Source organism: Geothrix rubra (assembly GCF_030268065.1).
In the GTDB taxonomy this organism is placed as follows: domain Bacteria; phylum Acidobacteriota; class Holophagae; order Holophagales; family Holophagaceae; genus Geothrix; species Geothrix rubra.
Genome location: NZ_BSDD01000004.1, coordinates 278,446 through 302,962 on the forward strand (window position 1 = coordinate 278,446; position 24,517 = coordinate 302,962).

The 24,517-nt window shown below is 68.5% G+C and carries 23 protein-coding genes; 22 read left to right on the forward strand and 1 reads right to left on the reverse strand.

Features of this window, described 5'->3' with window-relative positions:
• The first annotated feature begins 3 nt into the window (after positions 1–3).
• From QSJ33_RS11775 to QSJ33_RS11880, 22 genes are all read left to right on the forward strand, one after another.
• Positions 4–1,143, forward strand: coding sequence for an aspartate aminotransferase family protein (locus QSJ33_RS11775; RefSeq protein WP_285726338.1), 1,140 nt, complete (start codon positions 4–6; stop codon positions 1,141–1,143).
• A gap of 119 nt (positions 1,144–1,262) precedes the next feature.
• Positions 1,263–2,252 (forward strand): N-acetylornithine carbamoyltransferase, encoded by a 990-nt coding sequence (locus tag QSJ33_RS11780; RefSeq protein WP_285726340.1) that lies wholly within the window; start codon positions 1,263–1,265, stop codon positions 2,250–2,252.
• Positions 2,253–2,396: 144 nt separating this feature from the next.
• On the forward strand, positions 2,397–3,332 hold the full coding sequence (gene argB / locus QSJ33_RS11785) for an acetylglutamate kinase (protein ID WP_285726342.1): 936 nt from the start codon (positions 2,397–2,399) through the stop codon (positions 3,330–3,332).
• Positions 3,329–4,405, forward strand: a complete 1,077-nt coding sequence (locus QSJ33_RS11790) for a M20/M25/M40 family metallo-hydrolase (RefSeq protein ID WP_285726344.1) — start codon at positions 3,329–3,331, stop codon at positions 4,403–4,405. The genes argB and QSJ33_RS11790 overlap by 4 nt, the downstream gene beginning before the upstream one ends.
• Positions 4,398–5,747, forward strand: a complete 1,350-nt coding sequence (argH, locus tag QSJ33_RS11795; protein WP_285726346.1) for an argininosuccinate lyase — start codon at positions 4,398–4,400, stop codon at positions 5,745–5,747. Before QSJ33_RS11790 ends, argH begins: the two co-directional genes overlap by 8 nt.
• A 118-nt stretch (positions 5,748–5,865) precedes the next feature.
• Positions 5,866–7,053 (forward strand): argininosuccinate synthase, encoded by a 1,188-nt coding sequence (argG, locus tag QSJ33_RS11800; protein WP_285726348.1) that lies wholly within the window; start codon positions 5,866–5,868, stop codon positions 7,051–7,053.
• Positions 7,054–7,145: 92 nt separating this feature from the next.
• The gene (locus QSJ33_RS11805; protein WP_285726350.1) at positions 7,146–8,201 is read left to right on the forward strand and encodes a hypothetical protein; all 1,056 of its coding nucleotides are present in this window, start codon (positions 7,146–7,148) and stop codon (positions 8,199–8,201) included.
• Positions 8,198–9,196 (forward strand): N-acetyl-gamma-glutamyl-phosphate reductase, encoded by a 999-nt coding sequence (gene argC, locus QSJ33_RS11810; protein WP_285726352.1) that lies wholly within the window; start codon positions 8,198–8,200, stop codon positions 9,194–9,196. The genes QSJ33_RS11805 and argC overlap by 4 nt, the downstream gene beginning before the upstream one ends.
• An 81-nt stretch (positions 9,197–9,277) precedes the next feature.
• A complete protein-coding gene (locus tag QSJ33_RS11815) occupies positions 9,278–10,654 on the forward strand; it encodes a M20/M25/M40 family metallo-hydrolase (RefSeq protein WP_285726354.1) in 1,377 nt (458 codons plus the stop codon).
• A 377-nt stretch (positions 10,655–11,031) separates the two neighbouring features.
• Positions 11,032–12,222 carry a Fic family protein gene (locus QSJ33_RS11820; protein ID WP_285726356.1) on the forward strand — a complete coding sequence of 397 codons (1,191 nt, stop codon included), beginning with the start codon at positions 11,032–11,034 and terminating at the stop codon, positions 12,220–12,222.
• A gap of 109 nt (positions 12,223–12,331) precedes the next feature.
• Positions 12,332–12,958: a DUF2238 domain-containing protein gene (locus QSJ33_RS11825; protein WP_285726358.1), complete on the forward strand. Its 627-nt coding sequence runs from the start codon at positions 12,332–12,334 to the stop codon at positions 12,956–12,958.
• Between the two features lie 63 nt (positions 12,959–13,021).
• Positions 13,022–14,215 (forward strand): sensor histidine kinase, encoded by a 1,194-nt coding sequence (locus tag QSJ33_RS11830; RefSeq protein ID WP_285726360.1) that lies wholly within the window; start codon positions 13,022–13,024, stop codon positions 14,213–14,215.
• Between the two features lie 45 nt (positions 14,216–14,260).
• Entirely contained in the window at positions 14,261–15,130 is an 870-nt protein-coding gene (locus QSJ33_RS11835) for an SPFH domain-containing protein (RefSeq protein WP_285726362.1), read from the forward strand.
• Positions 15,131–15,135: 5 nt separating this feature from the next.
• A complete protein-coding gene (locus QSJ33_RS11840) occupies positions 15,136–15,315 on the forward strand; it encodes a type II toxin-antitoxin system antitoxin (protein WP_285726364.1) in 180 nt (59 codons plus the stop codon).
• A complete protein-coding gene (locus tag QSJ33_RS11845) occupies positions 15,312–16,115 on the forward strand; it encodes a hypothetical protein (protein ID WP_285726366.1) in 804 nt (267 codons plus the stop codon). Before QSJ33_RS11840 ends, QSJ33_RS11845 begins: the two co-directional genes overlap by 4 nt.
• Positions 16,116–16,372: 257 nt before the next feature.
• Positions 16,373–17,695: a serine/threonine-protein kinase gene (locus QSJ33_RS11850; RefSeq protein WP_285726369.1), complete on the forward strand. Its 1,323-nt coding sequence runs from the start codon at positions 16,373–16,375 to the stop codon at positions 17,693–17,695.
• Between the two features lie 127 nt (positions 17,696–17,822).
• Complete coding sequence (locus QSJ33_RS11855; protein ID WP_285726371.1) at positions 17,823–18,383, forward strand: hypothetical protein; 561 nt, start codon at positions 17,823–17,825, stop codon at positions 18,381–18,383.
• Positions 18,384–18,481: 98 nt separating this feature from the next.
• The gene (locus tag QSJ33_RS11860; RefSeq protein WP_285726373.1) at positions 18,482–19,684 is read left to right on the forward strand and encodes a transglutaminase-like domain-containing protein; all 1,203 of its coding nucleotides are present in this window, start codon (positions 18,482–18,484) and stop codon (positions 19,682–19,684) included.
• Positions 19,685–19,730: 46 nt separating this feature from the next.
• Positions 19,731–20,270, forward strand: coding sequence for a hypothetical protein (locus QSJ33_RS11865; protein ID WP_285726374.1), 540 nt, complete (start codon positions 19,731–19,733; stop codon positions 20,268–20,270).
• Positions 20,271–20,298: 28 nt separating this feature from the next.
• Complete coding sequence (locus QSJ33_RS11870; protein ID WP_285726376.1) at positions 20,299–20,715, forward strand: class I SAM-dependent methyltransferase; 417 nt, start codon at positions 20,299–20,301, stop codon at positions 20,713–20,715.
• A gap of 441 nt (positions 20,716–21,156) precedes the next feature.
• Positions 21,157–21,876, forward strand: a complete 720-nt coding sequence (locus tag QSJ33_RS11875; protein ID WP_285726378.1) for a hypothetical protein — start codon at positions 21,157–21,159, stop codon at positions 21,874–21,876.
• Positions 21,877–22,036: 160 nt separating this feature from the next.
• Entirely contained in the window at positions 22,037–22,906 is an 870-nt protein-coding gene (locus tag QSJ33_RS11880) for a TIR domain-containing protein (protein WP_285726380.1), read from the forward strand.
• A 206-nt stretch (positions 22,907–23,112) separates the two neighbouring features.
• Here QSJ33_RS11880 and lpdA read toward each other — a convergent pair whose 3' ends face one another.
• Positions 23,113–24,516, reverse strand: a complete 1,404-nt coding sequence (gene lpdA, locus QSJ33_RS11885; protein ID WP_285726382.1) for a dihydrolipoyl dehydrogenase — start codon at positions 24,514–24,516, stop codon at positions 23,113–23,115.
• Position 24,517: the final 1 nt, after the last annotated feature.

The following is a 24,517-nucleotide window of genomic DNA, read 5'->3' on the forward strand; positions in this document are numbered from 1 at the left end:
CGCATGACCGCCACCCCGACGCTTCCCGCCCTGCTGCCCACCTACGCGCCCTACCCCTTCCAGGTGGTGCGGGGCGAGGGCGACCGCATCTTCGATGACGCGGGCCGGGCCTACTGGGACTTCTACGGGGGCCACTGCGTCTGCGCCACGGGCCACGGCCACCCCGCCGTGGTGAAGGCCGTGGCCGGGCAGGCGGGAACCCTGCTCTTCTACTCCGCCGCCGCCTCGCTCCCCGTGCGGGACGCCGCGGCCGCGGCCATCACGGCCTTCGCCGGCATGGACTCGGTCTTCTTCTGCAACAGCGGCGCCGAGGCCAACGAGAACGCCCTGAAGGTGGCCCTGCTGCTCACGGGGCGGAAGAAGCTGGCGGCCTTCGAGGGCGGCTGGCACGGCCGGACCCTCCTGGCCCTCTCCGTCACCGACGATCCCAAGATCACCGGGCCCTTCGCGGACCAGCTCGTGCCCTGCCTGCGGCTGCCCTGGGGCGATCCCGCCGCCCTGGCCGCCGCCGACTTCTCCGACGTGGCCGCCGTCATCCTCGAGCCCATCCAGAGCATGGCCGGCATCAAGACCGCCCCGAAGGCCTGGTTCCAGGCCCTGCGCGCCAAGTGCGACGCCACGGGCACGCTGCTGGTCTTCGACGAGATCCAGACCGGCATGGGCCGCCTGGGCACGCCCTTCGCCGCGCAGTACTACGGCGTGCGGCCCGACCTGATGACCTCCGCCAAGGGCCTGGCCTCCGGCGTGCCCATGGGCGCCGTGCTCATGACCGCCGCGGTCGCGTCGAAGCTGAAGGCGGGCGACCTGGGCAGCACCTTCGGCGGCGGCCCCCTGGCCTGCGCCGCCCTGCTGGCCACGGTGGGGGTGATCGGGTCGGAGGGACTGATGGCCAACGCCACCGCCGCCGCGGCGCGGCTGCGGAAGGACCTGGCCGGCACCGCCGTGACGGAGGTGCTGGGCGAGGGCCTCCTGCTGGGCCTGCGCTGCGATCGGGCCGCGGCCCTGAAGCAGCACCTGCTGGCCGCGCACCTCCTCGTGGGCGGCTCCGGCGACCCCACCGTCCTGCGCCTCATGCCCCCCCTCAACGTCAGCGCCGAGGCCCTCGACGCCCTCGTCGCCGCCATCCAGGCCTTCGAGCCTTGAAACCGCGAATGGCGCGAATGTCGCGAATGCAAATGCCTTGAACAGCCCTCACGTCTGAACCGTCCCTCTTCCCGTTTTCAATTCGAGCCATTCGCGGTTCCAGCCTTTTCGAGGTTTCCATGAAGCACTTCACCCGCATCGCCGACCTGGGCCCCGAGGGGGTCCAGCGGATCCTCGCCACCGCCGCGGCCTGGAAGCAGAACCCGCCGGGCGCCCTCTTCGCGAACCGCATCCTCGGCATGGTGTTCTTCAACCCCAGCCTGCGCACCCGGGCCAGCTTCGAGGCGGCCATGCTGCGCCACGGCGGCCACGCGATCGTGCTGGAGGTGGGCGCGGGCACCTGGAAGCTGGAGGACCGGGACGGGGCCGTGATGGACGGTGACCGGGCCGAGCACGTCCGGGAGGGCGTGCCCGTGCTGGGTCGCTACGCGGACGCCCTGGCCGTGCGGACCTTCTCCCATGGCGACGGGGACGACGTGGACGAGCTCGATCCCGTCATCCACGCCTTCCGGCGCTTCTCCACCGTGCCGGTGCTCAGCATGGAGAGTGCCCGGGAGCATCCCCACCAGGGCCTCGCCGACCTGCTGACGATCCAGGAGACCCACGGCACGACGAAGGTGCCCGTGACCCTGACCTGGGCGCCCCACATGAAGCCCCTGCCCAAGGCCGTGCCCAACTCCTTCCTGCTCACCGCCGCCGCCTGCGGCGCGGAGATCCGCGTGGCCGCGCCGAAGGGCTACGAGCTGGCCCCGGAGGTGCGGGCCGAGGCCGAGGCCTATGCCGCCGCCACGGGCGGGAAGATCGTCTACACCGACGACCAGGCCGCCGCCCTCGAAGGCAGCGCCGCCGTCTACGCCAAGGCCTGGGGCCCTTCCACGACCTCGGGCCTGCCCGCCGCGCCCATGAAGGAGCTCGGCGCCTGGATGCCCACGGCCGCCCACATGGCCAAGGCCGCAACGGAGGCCGTGTTCCTCCACTGCCTGCCCGTGCGCCGGAACCTGGAGGTCCACGACAGCGTCCTGGACGGCCCCTGGAGCCGCGTGGTGGACGAGGCCGAGAACCGCTTCCACGTCCAGCGCGCCACCATCCACAGCCTGCTGAACGGATGAACCCGAAAAGGAAGGGATCAACCACGAAGACAGGAAGACCACGAATGCCTGCTCCGCGTTCCTTTCTTCGAGGTCTTCCCGTCTTCGTGGTGAATGACCTGATTTCCCGTTCCTGAAAGCCCCCTGATCGAATTCGGAGTCGACATGCCGCTCTCGCCCAATCCCTACGCCGCCCTCAAGGAAGCCTCCCAGTACGTCCGCCTGTTCCGCGGCAAGACCTTCGTGGTGAAGGTGGGCGGCGAGGTGCTGGCGGAGCCCAAGCTCCGGAAGGCCCTCTGCGAGCAGCTGGCCCTGCTCTGGTCCTTCTCCATCCGGGTGGTGGTGGTCCATGGCGGCGGCGCGGAGCTGGATGCCGTGTGCGAGGCCATGCACATCCCCGTGCAGAAGGTGGCGGGCCGGCGGGTGACGAGCCCCGAGGTGCTGGACGCCGCCAAGATGGTCTTCGCCGGCCAGGTGCACATGGACCTCCTGGCGGAGCTGCAGGCCGCCGGCGTGCCCGCCGTGGGCCTCACGGGGCTGGACGCGGGGCTGGTGAAGGCCACCAGGCGGCCCCCCGTCTCCGTCGTGCCGGATGGCGCCACGGAGCCCCAGCTGGTGGACTACGGCCTGGTGGGCGATATCGAGGCGGTGGATCCCGGCGTCCTCAGCCACCTGCTGGAGGGCGGCTTCCTGCCCGTGGTGGCCCCCCTCTCCGGCGGGGAGGACGGCGCCATCTACAACACCAACGCCGACACCATCGCCGCCAGCCTCGCCGTGGCCCTCAAGGCGGAGAAGCTCTTCTTCCTGCTCTCGGTGCCGGGCCTGCTGAAGGACGTGTCGCGACCCTCCTCGCTCATCCCCCACGCGACGCTGGCGGAACTGGCCGGCTACGAGGCCAAGGGCGTGGTGAGCGGCGGCATGCGCCCCAAGGCCACGGCCGTGAAGGCCGCCCTGGCCGGGGGGGTGCCCAGCGCCCACCTGGTGAGCGGCGTGGCGCCGGACGCCCTGCTGGCGGAGGTCTTCACCAACGAGGGCAGCGGCACGATGCTCGTGCCCGGCCTGCCGGAAGCGGCCCCCGCGCCGGCCGGGGTCCAGCCATGAACCCCGCCGAGCTGCTCACGCTCCTGGTCGGCACGCCCAGCGTCTCCGGCGAGGAGGGCCCCCTGGCCGACCAGGTGCAGGATCTCGTCGCCGCCAAGGGCTTCGAGGTCCACCGGTCGGGGGCCAACCTCTGGTTCACCCTCGGAAAGGTGGGCGGGCCGCGGCTGCTGCTGAACTCCCACCTGGACACCGTGCCCCCCTGCGCCGGCTGGTCCGGCGATCCCTTCACGCCCGCCTGGCACGGCCCGCGGCTCCAGGGCCTCGGCGCCAACGACGCCAAGGGCAGCGTGGCCGCCATCCTCCTCGCGGCCTTCGAGCTGGCCGCCCAGCCCCTCCCGGGCGAGGTGGTGGTGGCCCTCACGGCGGAGGAGGAGACCGGCGGGGCGGGCCTCGCCACCATCCTGGACCAGCTCGGCCCCCTCGACGGCGCCGTGGTGGGCGAGCCCACGGGCCTGCGGGTCTGCGCGGCGCAGCGGGGCCTCCTCGTGCTGAAGTGCACGGCCCGGGGCCAGAGCGGCCACGTGGCCCACGCCCAGATGCTGGGCGCCGAGAACGCCATCCACAAGGCGGCCCGGGACATCTCCCGGATCGCCGGCATGGACTTCCCCGCCCACCCCCTGCTGGGCTCCCAGAAGGCCCAGGTCACCCAGATCCAGGGGGGCCTGCGGCGGAACCAGGTACCCGACGCCTGCGAGTTCTTCGTGGACCTCCGCACGGGCCCCGACCAGGACCACGACGCCCTCGCCGCCCAGTTCCAGGGCCTCCTGGAGAGCGAGGTGGCCGTGCACTCCAAGCGCTACCTGCCCAAGGGCACCGATCCCAACCACCCCATCGTGCGGGCGGCGCTCTCGGCCGCCGCCAAGGCGGGCCCCGTGGGCTCCGGCACCACCTCCGACTGGGCCTTCCTGGGCGACGTGCCCGCCGTGAAGGCCGGCCCCGGCGACACCTTCCGCAGCCACCGCCCCGACGAGTACCTCACCCTTCCCGAGCTGGAGGCCGGCATCGCCTTCTACGCCAAGCTCGCCCCCGCCTTCTTCAAGGCCCTGGCCGTGAAGGAGGCGCTCCATGGGTAGCACCCTCTGGGCGAAGGACCTGCCCCTGGACGCGGCCGTCCACCGGTTCACGGTGGGGGAGGATCCCGACACGGACCTGGCGCTGCTGCCCTGGGACGCCAAGGGCAGCGCGGCCCACGCGCGGATGCTGGCGGCCACGGGCCTCATCCCCGAGGCCGACGCCGCGGCCCTGGTGCGGGCCCTGCGGCGCATCGCGCACCTGGCCGAGCAGGGCGCCTTCCCCATCACGCCCGAGCAGGAGGACGGCCACACGGCCATCGAGGCGGACCTCACCCGCTGGCTGGGCCCGGCGGGGCAGCGCATCCACCTGGCCCGTTCCCGGAACGACCAGGTGATCCTGGCCCTGCGGCTCTACCTGCGGGACGCCCTCCTGCGGCTGGGCCTGCGGGTGGCCGACCTGGCCGAGGCCTTCCTGGCCTTCGCCCGGGCGCACCAGGACGCGCCGCTCCCCGGCTACACCCACCTGCGGCGGGCCATGCCCAGCACCTTCGGCCTCTGGGCCGCGGCCTTCGCCGAGGGCCTGCTGGAGGAGCTGGAGGCCCTGCCGGGCGTGCACGGCCGCCTCGACCGCTGCCCCCTGGGCTCCGCCGCGGGCTTCGGCGTGCCCCTCCCCATCGACCGCGAGCTCACGGCGCGGCTGCTGGGCTTCTCGAAGGTCCAGCGCAGCCCCATCGACGTGCAGAACAGCCGGGGCCGCCACGAGGGCGCCGTGCTCCAGTGGGCCGCCTCCGCGGGCGGGGTGCTGGAAAAGTTCCTGTGGGACGTCTCCCTCTACAGCACCGAGGAGTTCGGCTTCCTGGGCCTGCCCGACGCCTTCACCACGGGCTCGAGCATCATGCCCCAGAAGAAGAACCCCGACGTGGTGGAGCTGGCCCGGGGCCGGTGCCGCGAGCTGCGGGGCTGGGCCGGGCTGGTGGAGCAGGTGGCCGCCGGGCTGCCCTCCAGCTACCACCGGGACCTCCAGCTGCTCAAGCGGCCCGTGGTCACGGCCCTGCGGAACGCGGACGAGCTATTCGCCGTCCTGGCCCGCCTGGTGCCCGCCCTCCAGGTGAAGGCCGAGGCCGCCGCGTCGGCCTGCTCGGACGACCTCTACGCCGCCCACCAGGCCTACGTCCTCGTGGGCCAGGGCCTGCCCTTCCGCGAGGCCTACCGGCAGGTGGCGAAGCAGCTCCAGGACGGTACCTTCGCCCCCGACCGCGCCGCCCTCACCGCCACCCACCTCGGGGGCGCCGGCCACCTCGCCCTCGACGACCTCGAGGCCGACCTCCAGGCCGCCCGCGCCTGGATCGAAGCCCGGCACCAGGCCCACCGCCAGGCCGAGGAGGCCCTGTGGGCGAACTGAAAATGAGCACCGCCAAGGCGCCAAGGGCGCCAAGAAGAAACCAGAGACCGCTTTTGCAGTGCTTGGCTTCTTGGCGTCTTGGCGGTGATTCCTTCGCTTCTTCATTGAAAGGCCTCCCATGACCAAGCTCGCGGTCCTCGCGTTTTCCGGCGGTCTCGACACCTCTTTCTGCGTGCTCTACCTGAAGGAGCAGGGCTACGACGTGGCCACGGTCACGGTGAACACGGGCGGCTTCCCGCCGGCGGAGCTGGCCCGCATCGAGGCCCAGTCGCCCCGGCTCGGCGCCGTGAAGCACGTCACCGTGGACGCCCGCGCCGACCTCTTCGACGGCTACCTGCGCTACCTGGTCTACGGCAATGTGCTGCGGGGGCAGATGTACCCCCTGTCCGTGTCGGCCGAACGGGTCTGCCAGGCCCGGGCCGTGGCGGAGCTGGCCAAGGAGCTGGGCGCCACCGCCATCGCCCACGGCTCCACCGGCGCCGGCAACGACCAGGTGCGCTTCGACGTGGCCTTCCGGGCCCTGGCGCCCGAGCTGGAACTCCTCACCCCCATCCGCGACCTGGGCCTCTCCCGCGCCGAGGAGATGGCCTACTGCGCCGAGCGGGGCGTGGCCTTCCCGGAAAAGACGAAGGACTACTCCATCAACGAGGGCATGTGGGGCACCAGCGTGGGCGGCCGGGAGACCCTGGATCCCTGGACCACCCTGCCCGAGGCCGCCTTCCCGGGCGGCGACATCGGGAGCCTGCCCCCGACGACCCTCGTGCTCGGCTTCGAGCGGGGTGTGCCGGTCTCCCTGGACGGCGCGGCCCTGGATCCCGTCGCCCTCGTGGCCCGGCTCAACGACCTGGGCCGGCCCTACGGCCTCGGCCGCGGCGTCCACCTCGGGGACACCATCCTCGGCATCAAGGGCCGGGTGGGCTTCGAGGCCCCGGCGGCCCACCTGCTCATCGGCGCCCACCGGGAGCTGGAGAAGCTGGTGCTCAGCGGCAAGCAGCTCTTCTGGAAGGAGAGCCTGGGCAACCTCTACGGCAGCCTGCTGCACGAGGGCCACTTCTTCGATCCCCTGGCGCGGGACCTGGAGGCCTTCCTCGCCTCCAGCCAGGACCGCGTCAGCGGCGAGGTGCGCCTCACCCTGCACCCCCGGGCCTTCGTGGTGGAGGGCGTGCAGTCGCCCTACTCCCTGATGGATCCCCGCATCGCCACCTACGGCGAGGCCAACAGGCTCTGGACCGGCGCCGAGGCCGCGGGCTACGCCAAGATCTTCGGCGTCCAGCAGACCCTGACACTCAAAGCGAACAGCAACTGATCACCGCCAAGACGCCAAGAACTGCAAAAGCGATTTCTTGTTCTTTCTTGGCGTTCTTGGCGCCTTGGCGGTGAATCTTTTTTGAGGTTTCCATGATGCGCATCCACGTCGACAAGCTCGCCTCGGTCACCCGGAACCTCCGGCTGGGCCGCACGCTCACGCTCTCCCCGGAGATCCTCCTGGAGGAGGGCTCGGTCATCGCCTGCCGCGTGCGGGGCGAGAAGACCACCTACAACCAGCTGGAGGATCCCCACGGCCGCATGAGCACCCTCCACGACGGGGACATCCTCGTGGGGGCCCTGGGCCACCGGAACGCGCTGCAGGGCTACGAGGGCGTCATGCCCACGTCCCTCAAGCCCGGGGACACGGTGAACCTGCTGAACATGGGCGGGGTCCTCGGGACCTGCCTCTCCCACAACCCCGACGTGGGCAAGCCCTTCGAGCTGGAGGTGCTGGGCCAGGTGCTGGTCTTCCCCGAGTTCCAGTCCCGGTCCGGGCAGCCCGCCCACATCCGCATGGGCGCCCTCCAGGGCACCAGCCTCTCGCCCCACTGCCCGGTGGTGTACGTGGCGGGCACCTGCATGAACGCGGGCAAGACCGCCGCCGCCTGCGCCAGCATCCGGGTGCTCAGCCGGGCGGGCTACCGCGTGGGCGCCTGCAAGCTCACGGGCGTGTCCCTCATGCGCGACGCCCTGGCCATGCGGGACTACGGCGCCGAGGTGGCCCTGGACTTCACGGACGCGGGCATCGTGTGCACGGACGCCAGCAGCGCCGCGGGGGTGTCCCGGGTGATCTTCTCCGAGCTGGCGGCTCACGGCGTGGACGTCATCGTGGCCGAGACGGGCGACGGCATCATGGGCGAATACGGCGTCCAGGCCATCCTCTCCGCCCCCGACCTCCGGGCCCTGGGCGGCGCCTTCCTCCTCTGCGCCAACGACCCCGTGGGCGCGGCGGGGGCCGTGGCCAACCTGAAGCAGACCTACGGCATCCAGACCGACCTCGTGGCCGGCCCCGCCACGGACAACCGCGTGGGCGAACGCTTCGTGGCCACCCTCGGCCTCCCCGCCCGCAACGCCCGCGCCGACGCCGAGGCCCTCGGCAGGTTCGTCCTCGGCCTCGTCGAGCCCAAGCTCACGGCCAAGGTATGACGCCGGTCGACGTCCTCATCCTCGGCGCCTCCGGCTACGGCGGAGGGGAGCTGCTCCGCTGGCTCTCGATGCACCCGGCGGTGGCCTCGCTGCGCGGCACGGCCCGCAGCCACGCGGGCAAGCCCTTCCATGCCCAGCATCCCCACCTGCGGGGGCTGGTGGCGGGCACCTTCGAGGCGGAGCCGGACTGGGCGGCCCTGGCGGCGAGCCCCGCGCCGGTCCTCTTCTCGGCCCTGCCCCACGGCGAGTTGGCGAAGCAGTGGCCCGACTTCGAGGCGGCCTGGGCCGGTCCCGGCCTGGCGGAGCGGCTCACGGTCATCGACCTCTCCGCCGACTTCCGGCTGGATCCCGCCTGGGTCTACGGCCTGGCGGACTGGCAGCCCTCGCGGATGAAGGGGGCCCGGCGCATTGCCAACCCCGGCTGCTTCGCCACCGCCCTGCAGCTGGCCCTCCTGCCCCTGGCCCCCTGGAAGCCCGCCTTCGTGGCCGTCACCGCCGCCACGGGCTCCTCGGGGTCCGGCGCCGCCCCCTCGGACACCACCCACCACCCCACCCGGGCGAACGACTTCCGCGCCTACAAGGTGCTCGGCCACCAGCACGAGGCGGAGGTGCTCCGCACCCTGGCCGGCGTGGGCTGGGAGGCGCCCCTCAGCTTCGTGCCCCAGAGCGCGCCCATGGTCCGCGGCATCTTCGCCACGGCCCAGTTCCCGCTGGCCGCCGGCCTCGACACCGGCGCCCTGCGGGCCCACTACGAAAGGTTCTACAAGGACCGGTTCTTCATCCGGATGGTGGAGGGCTCCCCCCGCGTGGCGGCCACCACGGGCAGCGCCTTCGCGGACCTGGGCGTGGCCGCCCGCAACGGCCACGGCGCCGTGATGGTGGCCCTGGACAACCTGGGCAAGGGCATGGCCGCCCAGGCCGTGCAGAACCTGAACCTGGCCCTGGGCCTCCCGGAATGGACGGGGCTGAAGGTGGCGGGGGGCTACCCGGGCTGAGGGGCCTTGGCCGACCCGGGGGTCCGTTTATGGACAGCCCGGGGCCCTGTGGGATGATGGTCTCCCTTTCCCGGAGCAGCCATGAATCCCTCCCTTCTCACCCGTGAGGCCCTGGCGCAGTTCGCGGCCGAGAGCCGCGGGGCCTTCGAGGCCGAGCTGAAGACCCTGGTGGAGATCCCCTCCATCAGCGCGGACCCGGCCCGGCAGGGCGACGTGCGGCGCTGCGCCGAGGCGGCCCGGTCGCTCTTCGAGCGGCATGGCGGCAAGGCCGAGATCCTCGAGACCAGCGGCAACCCCCTCATCCACGGGTGGTTCGGGGAGGATCCCAGCCAGCCCACCATCACCGTGTACAACCACATGGACGTGCAGCCCGCCAACGAGCCCGAGTGGCTGGTGGATCCCTTCACCTTCGTGGTGGACGGCGACACCTACAAGGGCCGGGGCAGCACGGACGACAAGGGCCCCGCCGTTACGGCCCTCTTCGGCGCCCTGGCGGCCCGGCGGGCCGGCGTGCCCCTCAACATCCACTTCCTCTGGGAGCTGGAGGAGGAGATCGGCTCCCCCAGCTTCGAGGGGGGCCTGAACCGCCACAAGGACCGCCTGAGGACCGACGCCATCGTGGTCAGCGACACCGTCTGGATCACCCGCGGCAAGCCCAGCACCCCGGCGGGCCTGCGGGGCCTCAAGGGCTTCCGGCTCACGCTCGAGACCGCGGACCACGACCTGCACAGCGGCGTGGTGGGCGGCGCCGCCCGCAACCCCCTGGCCGAGCTCATCAAGGTCGTCTCCGAGATGATGGACGGCGAGACGGGCAAGGTGAAGATCCCCGGCTTCTACGACGACGTGGTGAAGCCCTCGAAGCAGGAGCTGGAGGAGTGGGAGCGCTCGGGCTTCAGCGTGGCCACCTTCAAGAAGGACCACATGATCACCGGCATGCGCACGGAGGATCCCCTCAAGGTCATGAAGCGCGTGTGGGGCCGGCCCACCATGGAAGTCCACGGCGTCGTGGGCGGCTACACGGGCCCCGGCATCAAGAGCGCCGTGCCGCCCCGGGCCGAGGTGAAGCTGAGCTGCCGCCTGGTGCCGGACATGGACGAGCACAAGACCATCGGCCTGATCCGCGCCTTCGTGAAGGAGCGCTTCCCCGACGTGCAGTTCCACGAGGAGCACGGCCTGGCGCCCTTCAAGGGCCACGTCACGGGCCCCTACGCCCAGGCCATCAAGGACGCCTACCAGTTCGCCTTCAACGCCCCCTGCTGCTTCACCCGAGAGGGCGGCAGCATCGGCGCCGTGAAGACCATGGAGGACATCCTGGGCTGCCAGGTCTTCTTCCTGGGCCTCAGCCTGCCCAGCCACGGCTACCACGCCCCCAACGAGAACTACGACTGGGAGCAGGCCAGCGGCGGCATGGCGGCCTTCGCCCACTACTTCGAGGCCGTGAGCGGCTTCAAGCCCTGAGGACGCTTTCCTGCGCAGAAACGCCGGCCGCTTGGCCGGCGTTTCTGCGTCAGAGCGCGCCAACACCCGCCCGCCATTGTCGGTAGGCACGCCTCGGAGGCTCGATTGAAGTGTCAATAAACTACTAATTCATTTGTGTTTTAGTTTTTTATGGACACCCACCCCTCCGCGACCTAACCTACTAACCAATTCCTAATTGGATATAAAATTAGTAGGTGACCATGGAGCTCCCCCACCCTCCTCCAGACATATCAAGCCTTTTTTCATCGGTTGAGCCCGGTGACATCCAGCGGATCCTCGAACTCCAGCCCGGTCCCTTGGTCAAGGAGGCCTACCTCCACTGGGACGAATTGAGACATCGGGACCCCCCCGAAGGCTTGGATCACAAGAGGTGGTGGCTGGGCCTCAGATGGGCCCGGCAGGCCCTCCTGAAACCCCTTCCCCTGCTGGACAAGGCGGGGCAACCGTTCTTCTTTGGCGTCCCCGAACCCGTCCAGATCGATCTGCACCACATCGACCAGGATGCCGCCGGCGAGATCAAGTCCGCCACCGAGACCGCCACGGCCTCGACCCGGGACCGGTACCTCCTCCGGTCAGTCATCGAGGAGGCCATCACCTCCAGCCAGTTGGAAGGCGCTTCGACCACCCGGAAGGTCGCCGCCGAGATGCTCCGGTCCGGCAGGGCTCCGAAGGACCGCAGCGAGCAGATGATCTTCAACAACTTCGTGGCCATGCAAGCCATCCAGGGCTTCAGGCATGAGCCCCTGAGCCCGGCGCGGGTACTCGAGATCCACCGGCTGGTGTCCGAGCGCACCCTGGATGATCCCCAGGACGTGGGAAGGCTCCGCCAGTCGAACGACATCCGGGTGGTCAACAACGACGACGGAACCATCCTCCACCAACCCCCCGACCACCGCGAACTGCCGGAGCGCCTGGAGCGGATCTGCGCCTTCGCCAACGCCGGAGAGGACCAGCGCCCCTTCGTGCATCCGGTCCTTCGCGCCATCCTGCTGCACTTCATGATCGGCTACGACCATCCCTTCGCGGATGGGAACGGGCGGACGGCCAGGGCGCTCTTCTACTGGTCCATGCTGCGAAGCGGGTACTGGCTGGCCGAATTCATCTCCATCTCGCACATCCTCCGCAAGGCCCCGGCCCAGTATGGGCGGGCCTACCTCTTCACCGAAACCGACGGGGGGGATACCACCTACTTCCTTATCCACCAGCTGGCCACCCTGCGGAGGGCCATCCTGAGCCTCCACGACTACCTCGCCCGGAAGGCCAAGGAGCAACAGGGCCTGGAGCGGCTCCTGGCGGAGTCCCCCGCGCTACGCGCCAGGCTCAATCACCGCCAGAAGGCCCTGCTCACCCACGCACTGAAGCATCCGGGCGCGGGCTACCACATCGAGGCCCACCAGAGAATGCACGGCGTCGTCTACCAGACGGCCCGCGCCGACCTGCTCCAGCTGGTGGAACTGGGGCTCCTCGAAAAAATCAAGGAAGGGCGCGCGTTCCTTTTCGTCGCGCCCAAGGATCTGGCCATTCGGATGGCGCGCCTCGGACCCTAGCCGGTCCTGCGGTCAGAGGCCGAGCACCCCCCGGCCACCGCTCCGGCCTGCCCGATCCACGCCACCCACCTGGGATCGGTTTCCGCGATAGGCTCCTCCCGGGGTGCCCATGCGAACGCGCCGTTTCCCTCTGCTCCTGCTGGCGGCGGTCTCGGCCGCCTTCCTCCTCCTGGGCTGGGCCCCCACAGCCGACCGCTTCACCTGGTTCATGGAGAACGCGCCGGTGATCCTCGGCGTGCCGGTGCTCGTGGCCACGCACCGGCGCTTCCCGCTCACGAACCTGCTCTACGGCCTCATCGCCCTGCACGCCCTCGTGCTCATGGTGGGCGGGCACTGGACCTACGCCGAGGTCCCCGCCGGCCACTGGGTGCAGGCGTGGCTGCACCTGGCCCGGAACCCCTACGACCGCCTGGGGCACCTCTTCCAGGGCTTCGTGCCGGTGCTGATCTTCCGGGAGGTGCTGGTCCGGAAGGGCATCCTGAGGCCGGGCCGCTGGTCGGTCTTCGTCCTCCTCCTCATGGCCCTGGGCCTCAGCGCCGCCTATGAGCTGGTGGAGTGGCAGACGGCGGTCTGGACCGGCAGCTCGGCGGACGCCTTCCTGGGCACCCAGGGCGATCCCTGGGACACCCAGTGGGACATGGCCTGCGCCCTGATCGGCGCCACCGCGGCCCTGGCCTTCCTGGGCCGGCGCCACGACCGGGCCCTGGCGGCCTGTCATCAGGCAAATCCCGCCTAATCACAACCGCGCCCCTTGCCTTGCCGGGGCTCCGGCCGGGGTCTACCCTGGCACCTCCCCTCCATGTCCGAACCGCTGCCCGTTCCCCCCGCCGTGGACACGCCGCCCGCCCCCGACCGGCGCGCGACCCCGGAGCAGCTCCAGCGGGAGCTGGAGGTGGCCCGGGAGAGCCCCCTGGTGGGCTTCCTCCTGGAGAGCCTCCACGGGCGGGTGGCCCTCCTGAACGACCGGCGCCAGATCCTGGCGGCCAGCCCGGGCCTGGTGGAGGCCCTGGGCCCCCGCTGGGGCGGGGCCCCCTCCGGGGAGCGGCCCGGCGAGGTCTTCGGCTGTGTCCACGCCCCCGAGGGGCCGGGGGGCTGCGGCACCTCCCCCGCCTGCGGCCACTGCGGCCTCCTCCTCACCCTCCTGGGCGCCCTGGACGGCCCCGGGCCTCGGGAAGGGGAATGCCACCTCTCCATGCGCCGGGAGGGCCGCTGGGAGGCGGTGGAGTACCACGTGACGGCCACGCGGCTGCTGGCGGGGGGGCACCCCCTCCTGGCGGTGGTGTTCCGGGACATCAGCGCCGAGCGCCGGCGGGAGGTGCTGGAGCGGCTCTTCTTCCACGACGTGGCCAACATCCTCCAGGGGCTCCAGGGCTGGTCCGAGGGGCTGTCCGAGGGCACCGTGCACGCCGAGGACGCCGCCCGGCGCATCCTCCAGCTGTCGGAGCGCCTGGGCCAGGAGGTGCACAGCCATCGCCGGCTCCTGCAGGCCGAGCGGGGCCGCCTGGCCGTGGCCCCCTCCGTGCTCCAGGGCGGCCTGGTGCTCCAGGAGGTGCAGGACCTGCTGGAACGGCATCCCTCCGCGGGGGGCCGCCGGCTGGCCCTCCTGCATGCGCCCGGCCCCGCCAGCTTCGTGAGCGATCCGGACCTGCTGCTGCGGGTGGTCTACAACATGGCCCTGAACGCCGTGGAGGCCTCCGGGCCGGAGGAGACCGTGCGGCTCAGCTTCGGCTGGCAGGGGAACCGCCCGCGCTTCGCCGTGCACAATCCCGCCGTCATCCCGGCCGCCATCCAGAAGCGGATCTTCCAGCGCTCCTTCAGCACGAAGGCCCCCCGGGGACGGGGCCTGGGCACCTACGCCATGAAGCTCTTCGGCGAGAACCTCCTGCAGGGCCGCGTGGGCTTCGAGAGCGGCCCGGCCATGGGCACCACCTTCTGGATCCTGCTGCCGCCGCGGCTGGAGGCGCCCGGGGCGGCGGGGCACGGCCGGGCTTGACAGGCAATCAAAGTGATATCACCTTGATCGCTCATGGAGGTTCCCATGCTCAAGGAACGATCCGCCTTCGCCCTGCCGGGCCTGCCCGTCCTGCTCCTGGCCCTGCTGCTGGTCCTGGGGGCCCTCGGCCTCACCCTCCAGGCCGCCGTCCAGAACGACCCCGGCCGCCTGGCCTACACCCTGCCGGTGCTGGTGGTGGGGATCTTCATCCTCACGGGCCTCTTCGTGGTGAACCCCAACGAGGCCGTGGCCCTGCAGCTCTTCGGCGACTACCGGGGCACCGTGCGCCAGGAGGGCATGGCCTGGGCCAACCCCTTTCTCAGCAAGCGGAAGATCAGCACCAAGGTCCGCAGCTTCGAGAGCCAGCGCCTCAAGGTGAACGACCAGGACGGCAACCCCGTGGAGATCGCCGCCATCATCGTGTGGCGCGTGGTGGACACGGCCGAGGCCCTCTTCGAGGTGGAGGACTGCGAGAAGTACGTCACCGTGCAGAGCGAGGCCGCCCTGCGGGCCCTGGCCTCCCACTTCCCCTACGACGCCCACGAGGCGGGCCAGCTCTCCCTGCGCGGCAGCACGGATGAGGTGGCCGCCAAGCTCAAGATGGAATTGCAGCGCGTGCTGGCCCAGGCCGGCGTGGAGGTGCAGGGCGCCCGCATCAGCCACCTGGCCTACGCCCCGGAGATCGCCCAGGCCATGCTGCAGCGCCAGCAGGCCGCGGCCATCATCGCCGCCCGACAGAAGATCGTGGAGGGCGCCGTGGGCATGGTGGAGATGGCCCTGGCCATGCTCGCGGAGAAGGGCACCGTCCAGCTCGACGAGGAGCGCAAGGCCGCCATGGTCTCCAACCTGCTGGTGGTGCTCTGCAGCGAGCGCTCGGCCAATCCCGTGGTGAACGCCGGCACGCTCTATCATTAGCGCCCATGGCCGAGCGCAAGCCCTTCCTCCTCCGCACCGACCCCGCGCTGCTGGACGCCCTGCAGCGCTGGGCCGATGAGGAGCTGCGCAGCCTCAACGGCCAGATCGAGTACCTCCTGCGCCAGGCCCTCCAGCGGGAGGGGCACCTGAAGGCCCCCAAGCCGCCCCGGAAGCCCGCCCCGTGAACCCCCTGGCCCTCCAGCTCGCGGCGGACCTCGGCGGCACGCTGCTCTCGGCCCCCGGCGGCAGCCTGCTGCTGGTGGAGCGCCTGGGCCCGCACACGGCGCCCCGGGTGGCGGTGCTGGGCCGGACGGCGGAGGACCTGGGCCCGGCCCTCGCGGCCATCGCCGCCCTCCAGGCCCGGGACCTGCCCCTCACCCTCGTGGGCCTGCTGGCCCTGGACTGCGACCTGGCGGCGGCCCTGGACCTGCACCGGCGGCGCATCGGCGCCCTGGTGGCGGCCCTGGACGCGGGCCTGCCCTGGCTGGACGGGCGGCCCATGCTGCCCCGCCGCCTGCCGGGCCGCGTCTACCGCACCGTGCCCGTGGCCCTGGACAAGGCGCCCCTGGGCCCCCTGGAGAAGGCGGAGCTGAAGCAGTTCCTGGCGGGCTGGGACAAGGCCCGGCGCAAGATGACCTTCCGCCGCCCCGAGTGGCGGGAGGCGCCGGATCACGAGGCCCACGGCGGCTTCGAGGCCGACCTCTGGCCCGGCGTGCCCGTGCCGCCGGGCGCCGAGCTGCGGGTGCCGCCCCTGGAGCTGCCCGTGGGCACGCCCCTGGCCGATGCGCTCCGCGGGGCCCTGCGCACGGCCCTGGGCCAGCCCGTCCCCATCCTGCCCCTGCCCGCGGATCCTGCGCCCCTCCACGCCCTGCGCGCCCTCACCCGCGACGCCGCCGCCTTCCGCGGCCCCGCCCGCGCCTGGGAGCTGGCCCTGGAGGCCCTGGCCCGCCTGCCCGCCCCGCCGCACTTCTGCGCGCGGTGCTGAGGCGGGATCCGGCGTTCCAGAAAGACCAAAAGCCCACCGCCAAGACGCCAAGAACGGCAAAAGCAAAGCCTGTTGTCTTGCTTGGCGTCCTCTCGGTATCCGCTCTGCGGATACGCGAGAAGAAACGATACCTGGCGTCTTGGCGGTGATCCGTTCGTCATTTGGATGCGAAATCGCTCCGTCCCTTCGCACGGACCCACGGCGCTGGATCTAGAATCCAGGGAAGATTTCCCCTGAAACCTCCCTCCGGAAGCCCCATGCCCGACCGCATCGGCAAGTTCGAGATCCTCCGCGCCCTGGGCCAGGGGGCCATGGGCGAGGTGTTCCTGGCGCGGGACACGACGCTGGGGCGGGAGGTGGCCCTCAAGACCATCCGGCCCTTCGCGGACGCGGAGGCCCTGGGGGACCTGAAGGCCCGCTTCGCCCGGGAGGCCCAGTCCGCCGCCGGGCTGCACCACCCGAACGTGGTCACCATCTACGAGTTCGGCGACGCCGACGGCCTCCTCTACTTCGCCATGGAGGTGGTGGAGGGCCCCAGCCTGGAGAGCCTGCTCCGGCGCCAGGCCCTCACGCCGCGGCAGTTCCTGGAGGCCATGGCCCAGGTCTGCGACGGCCTCCAGGCCGCCCACCAGAAGGGCATCGTCCACCGCGACATCAAGCCCGCCAACATCATGATCGCCCGCGAGGGCGACCGGCCCGTGGCCAAGATCCTGGATTTCGGCGTGGCCAAGTCCCTGGGCCAGGACGCCACCCAGACCGGGCAGGTGGTGGGCACCCTGGCCTACATGGCCCCCGAGTACCTGCGCCTGGGCAAGGCCACCCCCTCGGCCGACCTCTTCGCCGTGGGCGTGATCCTCTACGAGGGCCTCGCCGGCCACCGCCCCTTCCAGGGGGACACCAACGGCTCGCTCATCTACTGCATCCTGAACGAGCCCGCGCCGGAGCTGGACACCGCCCGCCTGGAGGGCCTCAGCCCCGCCCTGCGGGACCTGGTCCTGCGGGCCCTGGCCAAGGACCCCCTGGAACGCTTCGCCTCGGCCCGGGAGCTGGCGGAGGCCCTGCGGGCCGCCCTGGATCCCGGCTGGCGGCCCCAGGACCAGCCCACCGTGGCCCTTCCGAAGCACGCCGCCCCGCCGGCCCGCCGGTCCCGGGGCCTGCTGCTCGCGGCCGGGGCGCTGGTGGTCCTGGCCCTCGGGGGCCTCGGCGCCTGGTGGGCCCTGCGCCCCGCCCCGCCCGCCCACAGCGCTACCCTGGACGACGCCGCCCTCCGCGCCGCCGAGCACATGGTGGACAAGGATCCCCTGGCCGCCCTGCGCGTCATCCGCGAGGTGATGGCCCAGGCCCCACCCGGGGCCCGCGTGGATCCCGACGCCCTGGCCCTGCTGCTCGTCGTGCAGTACCAGGCCCGGGACCTGGACGGCTTCCTCGCCACCCTCCAGGACGCCCAGGCCCGGGGCGTCACCGCCGCCGAGCTGCTCCAGAACCGCCGCTACAAGGCCATGCTCACCCAGGACCGGAAGGCCGGCCGCCTGCCCGCCGAGCTGCGGGGGCGGCTGCTGAAGGGGGAGTACGACCAGTAGGGCCTCCAGTTCGGCCACCGTTCGCCCCCGGGTCCGACCCCGTTCGGGGGGAAACCGACCCGAGGGTCGGGGATGCGGGCATCCTGGGCCCAGCCTCCCCCGGCGCCCCCCCTTTCCAGGAGCCTCCGTGAAAGCCCTCCTCCCCCTGATCCTCGCCCTTCCCCTGGCCGCCCAGAGCTTCGAAGTGGGCGTGAACGTCTCGCGGCAAACGTACACCCGTTCCTCCGCGCCCGGCTTCCCCGGGCACCCCGATCCCGTGGTCTTCGACTACGACGCGAAGACCGTGGTGGCGGCGCGGGTGGGCTACGCCCTGGTGGACCTGGGTCCCGCCCTCTTCCAGGTGACGGCCGCCTACCAGCCCAAGGCCGACACCGACCTGAAGCCCAACGGCGTCACCGTCCCCACCACCCTCAGCTCCGAGTACTGGGGCGTGGGCGCGATGTTCAACTTCAAGGCCCTGGTGTCCGTGGGCGCCGGCGTCGACTACCGCTTCGAGAAGGCCACCCTGTCGAACGTCACCACCGCCGATTACACCTTCAGCCGCCCCTGGGCCCGGGCGAATGTGGGCTATGCCTTCCCCACCCCCGTCGTGAAACCCTTCCTCACCCTCGAAGTGGCCGCCCCCCTCACCAAGAACGACCACGGCCCCGAGCTGCAGGTGGGCCTCTACGCCGGGCTCCGATTCTGAACGCGGACGGCCACCCTCTCTCGACACCCCGTTTTGACTCGCCCTCACTCCCGGCTCTGTGTAGTCGTGGCCGGTCGATTTCTTTCGTCAGGACGCCCATGCGCATCGCCCCACTCTGCCTGTCCCTGCTGTCCCTGCTGTCCCTCCTGCCCCTGACGGCTCAGCAGACACCCCAAGACGTCGTTTCGGCGGTGAAGGAGATCCAGGCCCTCTGGCCGAAGAAGGCCTTCCCGGAGGCGGCTCGACGCCTGCAGGAGGTCGTCCAGTCTCCGGGGTTCCGCGGCCTCAGCCCCCTTGCCCAGGCGAACATCCACTACGACCTCGCGTGCGCCTATGCCCGCCTGGGGCGCCGTTCCGAAGCGCTGGCCTTCCTGGGCGTGGCTGCGGGCGAGGGGTTCCGCGATGGCGCGCACATGAAGGTGGACGAGGATCTGGCCGACCTCCGGAAGGAGTCTGGGTTCCTGGCCCTGGCCACCCTCCTCGAATCCCGGAGCCATGCGGCCCTTCTCCGGCAGCACAGCGCCTATGGAACGGGGCCCGCACCCACCATCGCCTTCCAGTTCCAGGCCAAGGACGCGCCGGAACTCGCCCGCTTCCGCGAGACCTATCACCTCGAGAAGGTGGCGGGCCAGGGCGACGAGGTTTCGCGGGTGCTCAACCTCCTCCATTGGGTGCATGCCCAGGTGCGCCATGACGGGAACGCCGAGAACCCGTCGCCCCGGAACGCGGAACACCTGATCGACGTCTGCAGGAAGGAGGGGCGGGCCCTCAACTGCCGCATGATGGCGACCATCCTCAGCGAGGCCTGCCTCTCCCTGGGAATCCCCGCCCGCCACGTCACCTGCCTGCCCCTGGATACCCAGGATCCGGACTGTCACGTGATCACCGCCGCCTGGGTGGAACCCCTCCACAAGTGGATCTACCTGGACCCCACCTTTAACGCCACGTGGACGGATCCCGAAGGGCACCTCCTATCGGTTCCCGAGGTCCGGGCGCGCTTGGTGGCGGGAGCGCCCCTGTTGCTTTCCAAAGACGCCAACTGGAATGGAAAGCCGAAGGACCCAGGGGAATACTTCGACTACATGGCCAAGAACCTCGTCAAGCTGCAGTGCCCCAGCGTCAGCGCCTACGGCTACGAATCCTGGAATGAGCCCGCCACTTACATCGAACTCGATCCGCTGACGATCCCCGATTCGAAGGGCTACCACGTGACCGTCACGCACGATCCCGACTGGTTCTGGTCGAAGCCCGCCGCGCCCGTCCGGCTGGTCGAGCCGGGTTCCGCGTCAGCCGCCCACTGAAATACACACGCCCGACCGCGGCGCCGATTCCCCGAGGAGGTCCGACATGAAACCAGCCGCATGGGCGCTCATTCCCCTCCTGCTGGGGGTGGGATGCACCACGTTCGTCTCGCCCCGGTATGCCGTCTCGGTGGACAACCACACCGCCCTGAAGGCCGCCGGCCTCCACCCCGTCCGGGTCGGGGACTTCGCCGGGTTCCCCGGGTTCAGCGCCAACTGCCGCACCTGGGGGCCGATTGCCCCGCCGGACCAGCTGACCTTCGAGGGCTACATCCGCAAGGCCTTCGTCGACGAGCTCACGATGGCCTCCCTCTACAGCGACCAGGCCCCGGTCACCCTCACCGGGCGAGTGGATCACCTGGCCTTCTCGTCGCTGACGGGTGTGACCGGCGGGACCTGGGACATCACCCTCACCCTCACCTCCAGCAACGGCCGCACCCTGACCACCCGCGAGCACTACGAATTCAAGTCGGGCTACGTGGCCGACACCGCCTGCAAGCAGACGGCCGAGGCCTTCCAGGGCGCGGTCCAGGACCTGATCGGCAAGGTCGCGAAGTCCCCCGACTTCAAGGCCCTGACCCAGTGACCTGAGCCGGGGCGCGAACAGCCCCTTCGTGGACGGGGGCTGCGGGAAGGGCAAGGCCCGGCTCACGGCCCTGGCGCACGGCTTCCCCCGCGTGCGGGGCCTCGACTTCTCGGCGGAGCTCTGCGCCGTGGCCCGCCGGAACCTCGAGATCGTGGCGCGCCGGCGGGGGCTCCCCGGCCCCGCCGAGGTGCTCCCCTGCGACGCCACCGAGTACGTCCTCCAGCCGGACGTCCGGGTGTTCGACCTCTTCAACCCCTTCGACGCCGTGGTCCTGGGCGCCTTCATGGACAACCTCGTCCGCTCCCTGGCCCGCGCCCCCCGCCCGAACTGGCGCATCGACGGCTACCCCGACCACGCCCCCGACCTCGAAGCCCGCGCCCCCTTCCTCCGCCCCACCCACCGCCACGTGCGCGGGACGCCGTTTGCGGTGTATACGGGGGGCTGAGGGTGGGCTGGAGGCTCTACCGTTCGGACGGCCAAATCGCCCGTTGGGGCGATTCCCTTGGCGTGGCGCAAGGGACATGTCTTCATATGACCCTTTGGTGATCTTTCTTATCGCGTTTCTTCGGAGGCCTTCGCGTTCCGGGGACACCCTCGGCGGGACCGAATGCACAGACCACGGCTCGCCGGTGCCTTACCCCATCCCGGCCGTCCAAGCTCGTTCGCTCGGCCACCTAACCATTGAGCTTCGGGCTCGGAGGTTCCAAGGCGAGGCCGGCCCCTCACCTTCTCCCTTCCACATAGCCTGTTGCTCGCCCAACATCCTCGCACAACGGGCTCAGCCCAATGGTTCGTTTATTCCTTATTTTACTAATCAAAAGGGTCCAGCGAACGACAAAGCCATTCGGCAAACTCAATCAATTCCGCTAGAATCCCTGGAGTCGACATGCCAAGTTTTAAAATTCTTAAGCCGATTCCGTCATGTAATGTAGACATAAAACTCCTAAGACTCATAGAGTATTTATACTCTGATTTTTGCAAACAATATCTTTTAACGGAAGTAGATAAAAATGATAAACGTCAATTTTCAATACGTATAATCGACAGCATTGGCACTGAAGTATTTCATTCGGTTGATTCCATTATTTATGAAAAATTTCCAGATGAAATCAAAAGAATTGATGTTGATCTTGATGCATATAATTATGACCTCAAGTACAATCTAAGAATTGAATTAAAATTTACACTGCTAAGATCATCTTCTATTTTAGAAATCTATTTTAGTGGAAATGAAGCGCGTTCAGCCTCGATAGCCATGTGCGATAAGATAATGCAAGCAATTAAAAGCAAAGAAAATGACAACTCACTATATAACCCAACCAACAACGCAGGTTCTCTAATATTTTCTATAAGTTTTGCACCATTTGTTTTAATTATTCCACTTTCAAAATTTAGTCTCAAATTGTGGTTTATTGTTTTTTATATATCCATTTCTTTGTGGGTTTATCTGTATTTTGGTAAAAAGCTAAAACCATATTGCTTATTCGATACTCCAAAAAATGATCGTAAAACAGGCTTTGCAAATTGGTTTATTTTTGGTCTAATCGGGTTTTTTCTATTCGGAACTATTCTAACTCTTGCCAGGCGACAGATCCTTGGATTCTAATTCTGAACTCAACTCGGACCCGACTACACCCACTTCAGCTCTATCCCAACGTACTGTTTCCAGACCTTCTCTCAACACCTTAATTCAGATGAGGTCAACTCATCTCTAATCGTTATGTATTTCATCATTGTTTAATTAATCACATTTAAGGAGGTCAAAATTGAAAGTTTTTATTAGCTGGTCTGGGACCACGAGCCACAAGGTTGCCTTGGCTTTACGAGACTGGCTGCCTTCGGTAATACAAACTCTAAAACCATATGTCTCATCTGAAGATATTGACAAAGGGGCCCGCTGGTCCTCAGATATTGCCGGAGAACTCGATGCGTCCTCATTTGGAATCCTATGTCTAACGAAAGATAATATCGAAGCACCGTGGCTCAATTTTGAAGCTGGTGCACTTAGTAAAAGCATCGATAAGAGTCGAGTTTGCCCATTTCTTTTCCGCGTAGATCGATCTGATGTTGAGGGCCCTGTATTGCAGTTTCAATCTACCATTCATAATCACGATGATGTCCTCAAGCTGGTAAAATCTCTCAACAATGCGTGTCAAAGTGATATTCTTGATGAAATTAGACTTGAAAAATCATTTGAAGTTTGGTGGCCTAGACTACAGGAAGCCTTATCGTCTATTCCTGATCAACCCTCCGAACCCGAGTATCAACCAGATCAAGAAGAGTCAAATGTTACTCAAAAGCAAATGAAAGTCTTGGAAGAGATACTTGAATTATCTAGGAACAATCACAAAATTCTGCGTGATCCTACTTCAATTCTTCCTCCAGGATATGTCGAAGAAGTGTTCGATAGATTTGGAAAATCTAATCATCGTTCTGAACCTGCCGCTCTTGAGGATCTTTATGAACGATGTTCAATGCTTCTTGAGCACATTTCTTTGAACCGTTCTAACTTCGAAGCCCTCCACCCCGAACTAGACAAATTGATTGTTTTGGCCGAACGCGTTGAATCACCACTTCGATGGCTCATGCGTCGGCATGTCCGACCTTCGCGAAGGCCACTGTTCGAGAAATCTTGATACCTAACGAAACACCGGCTACTTCGCTCAACTCGGCCCCCGCAGGCATTGTCTCCCGCGACCTCTAAAGCTCTCGATTCCTCGATTTCGCGCATCGCCTCATCGCGGATAGAACCAGCTCTCGTTTCAAAGGCCCCAAAAACCAAGAACCGCCCATTCCGGGCGGTTCTTGGCCTTTCGGCGCCGCTGCCGGGCGCCCCCCAATCCTACATATTCAACGCCCGCCCATACACCGCCCGCGCCGCCTCGGGGAACACTTCGTTCAGGGTGGGGTGGGGATACATGGTCTGGATGAGCTCGTCCACGGTGAACTCGCCGCCCATCAGCGCCACGCTGGAGGCCACGAGCTCGGTGGCCTTGGGGCCCAGGATGTGGATGCCGAGGATCTCGCCGTACTGCTTGTCGGCCACGATCTTGATGAAGCCGTGGGGCTCGCCCACGATGTTGGCCTTGGCCATGGGCGCGAAGGGGAAGGTGCCCACCTGCACGTCATGGCCCTTCTCCCTGGCGGCCTTCTCGCTGAGGCCCACGGTGCCCACCTCGGGATCGCAGTAGGTGCAGGCGGGGAAGCGGTCGTAGCGCACGGGGTGGGGGTGCACGTCCTTGCCCAGGCTCTGGGCGGCATGCTCGGCGGCCACGATGCCCTCGTCGCTGGCCACGTGGGCCAGCCAGGGGGTGCGCACGATGTCGCCGATGGCGTAGAGGCCGGGCTCGCCGGTCTGCATGAACCTGTCGATCACCACGCAGCCCCGGTCCACCTGGGCCTTGGTGGCCTCCAGGCCCACGCCCTCGAGCTTCGGGGCCCGGCCCACGGCCACCAGCAGGTGGCTGCCCACCACCTCGCCGGGGGTGGCGCCCTCCAGGAAGCAGGTCACGCCGTCGGCCGTCTTCTCGATGCGGGTGATCTTGGTGCCGGTGCGGACGTCCATCTTGTAGGTCTTCTTGAAGATCTTGGCCAGCTCCTCGCCGATGGCGGCGTCCTCCAGGGGGAGGATCGTGTCCATGAACTCCACCAGGGTGACCTTCGACCCCAGGCGGCTGAAGACGGAGGCGAACTCCACGCCGATGGCGCCGGCCCCCAGGATCACCAGGTGGCTGGGCAGCGTGGTGAGGTCCAGGATGTGGTCGCTGTTGAGCACGCGGACGCCGTCCGTCTCCAGGCCGGGGATGGGCTTGGGGGCCGAGCCCGTGGCCAGGATGATGCGCTTGGCCTCGTGCACCTCGCCCGCCACGTCCACCCGCCCGCCGCCCAGCAGCTTCCCGAAGCCCTTCAGCACGGTCACCTTGTTCTTCTTCATGAGGAACTCGATGCCCTTGGCGTTCTTCGTGACGATGCGGCCCTTGCGCTTGACGATGGTCTCCAGGTTCGCCTTCAGGGCCTTGCCGTCCACGCCGTCGATGCCGTAGTCGTCGGCCACCTGCATCTGCTCGAAGCGGTGGGCGGTCTCCAGCCAGGTCTTGGCGGGGATGCAGCCGCGGTGGAGGCAGGTGCCGCCGAGGACCGGATCCTTCTCCACCAGGGCGGTGCTCAGGCCGAGCTGGGCGCCCCGGATGGCGGCGATGTAGCCGCCGGGGCCGGAACCGATGACGAGGAGGTCGAACTGGGCCATG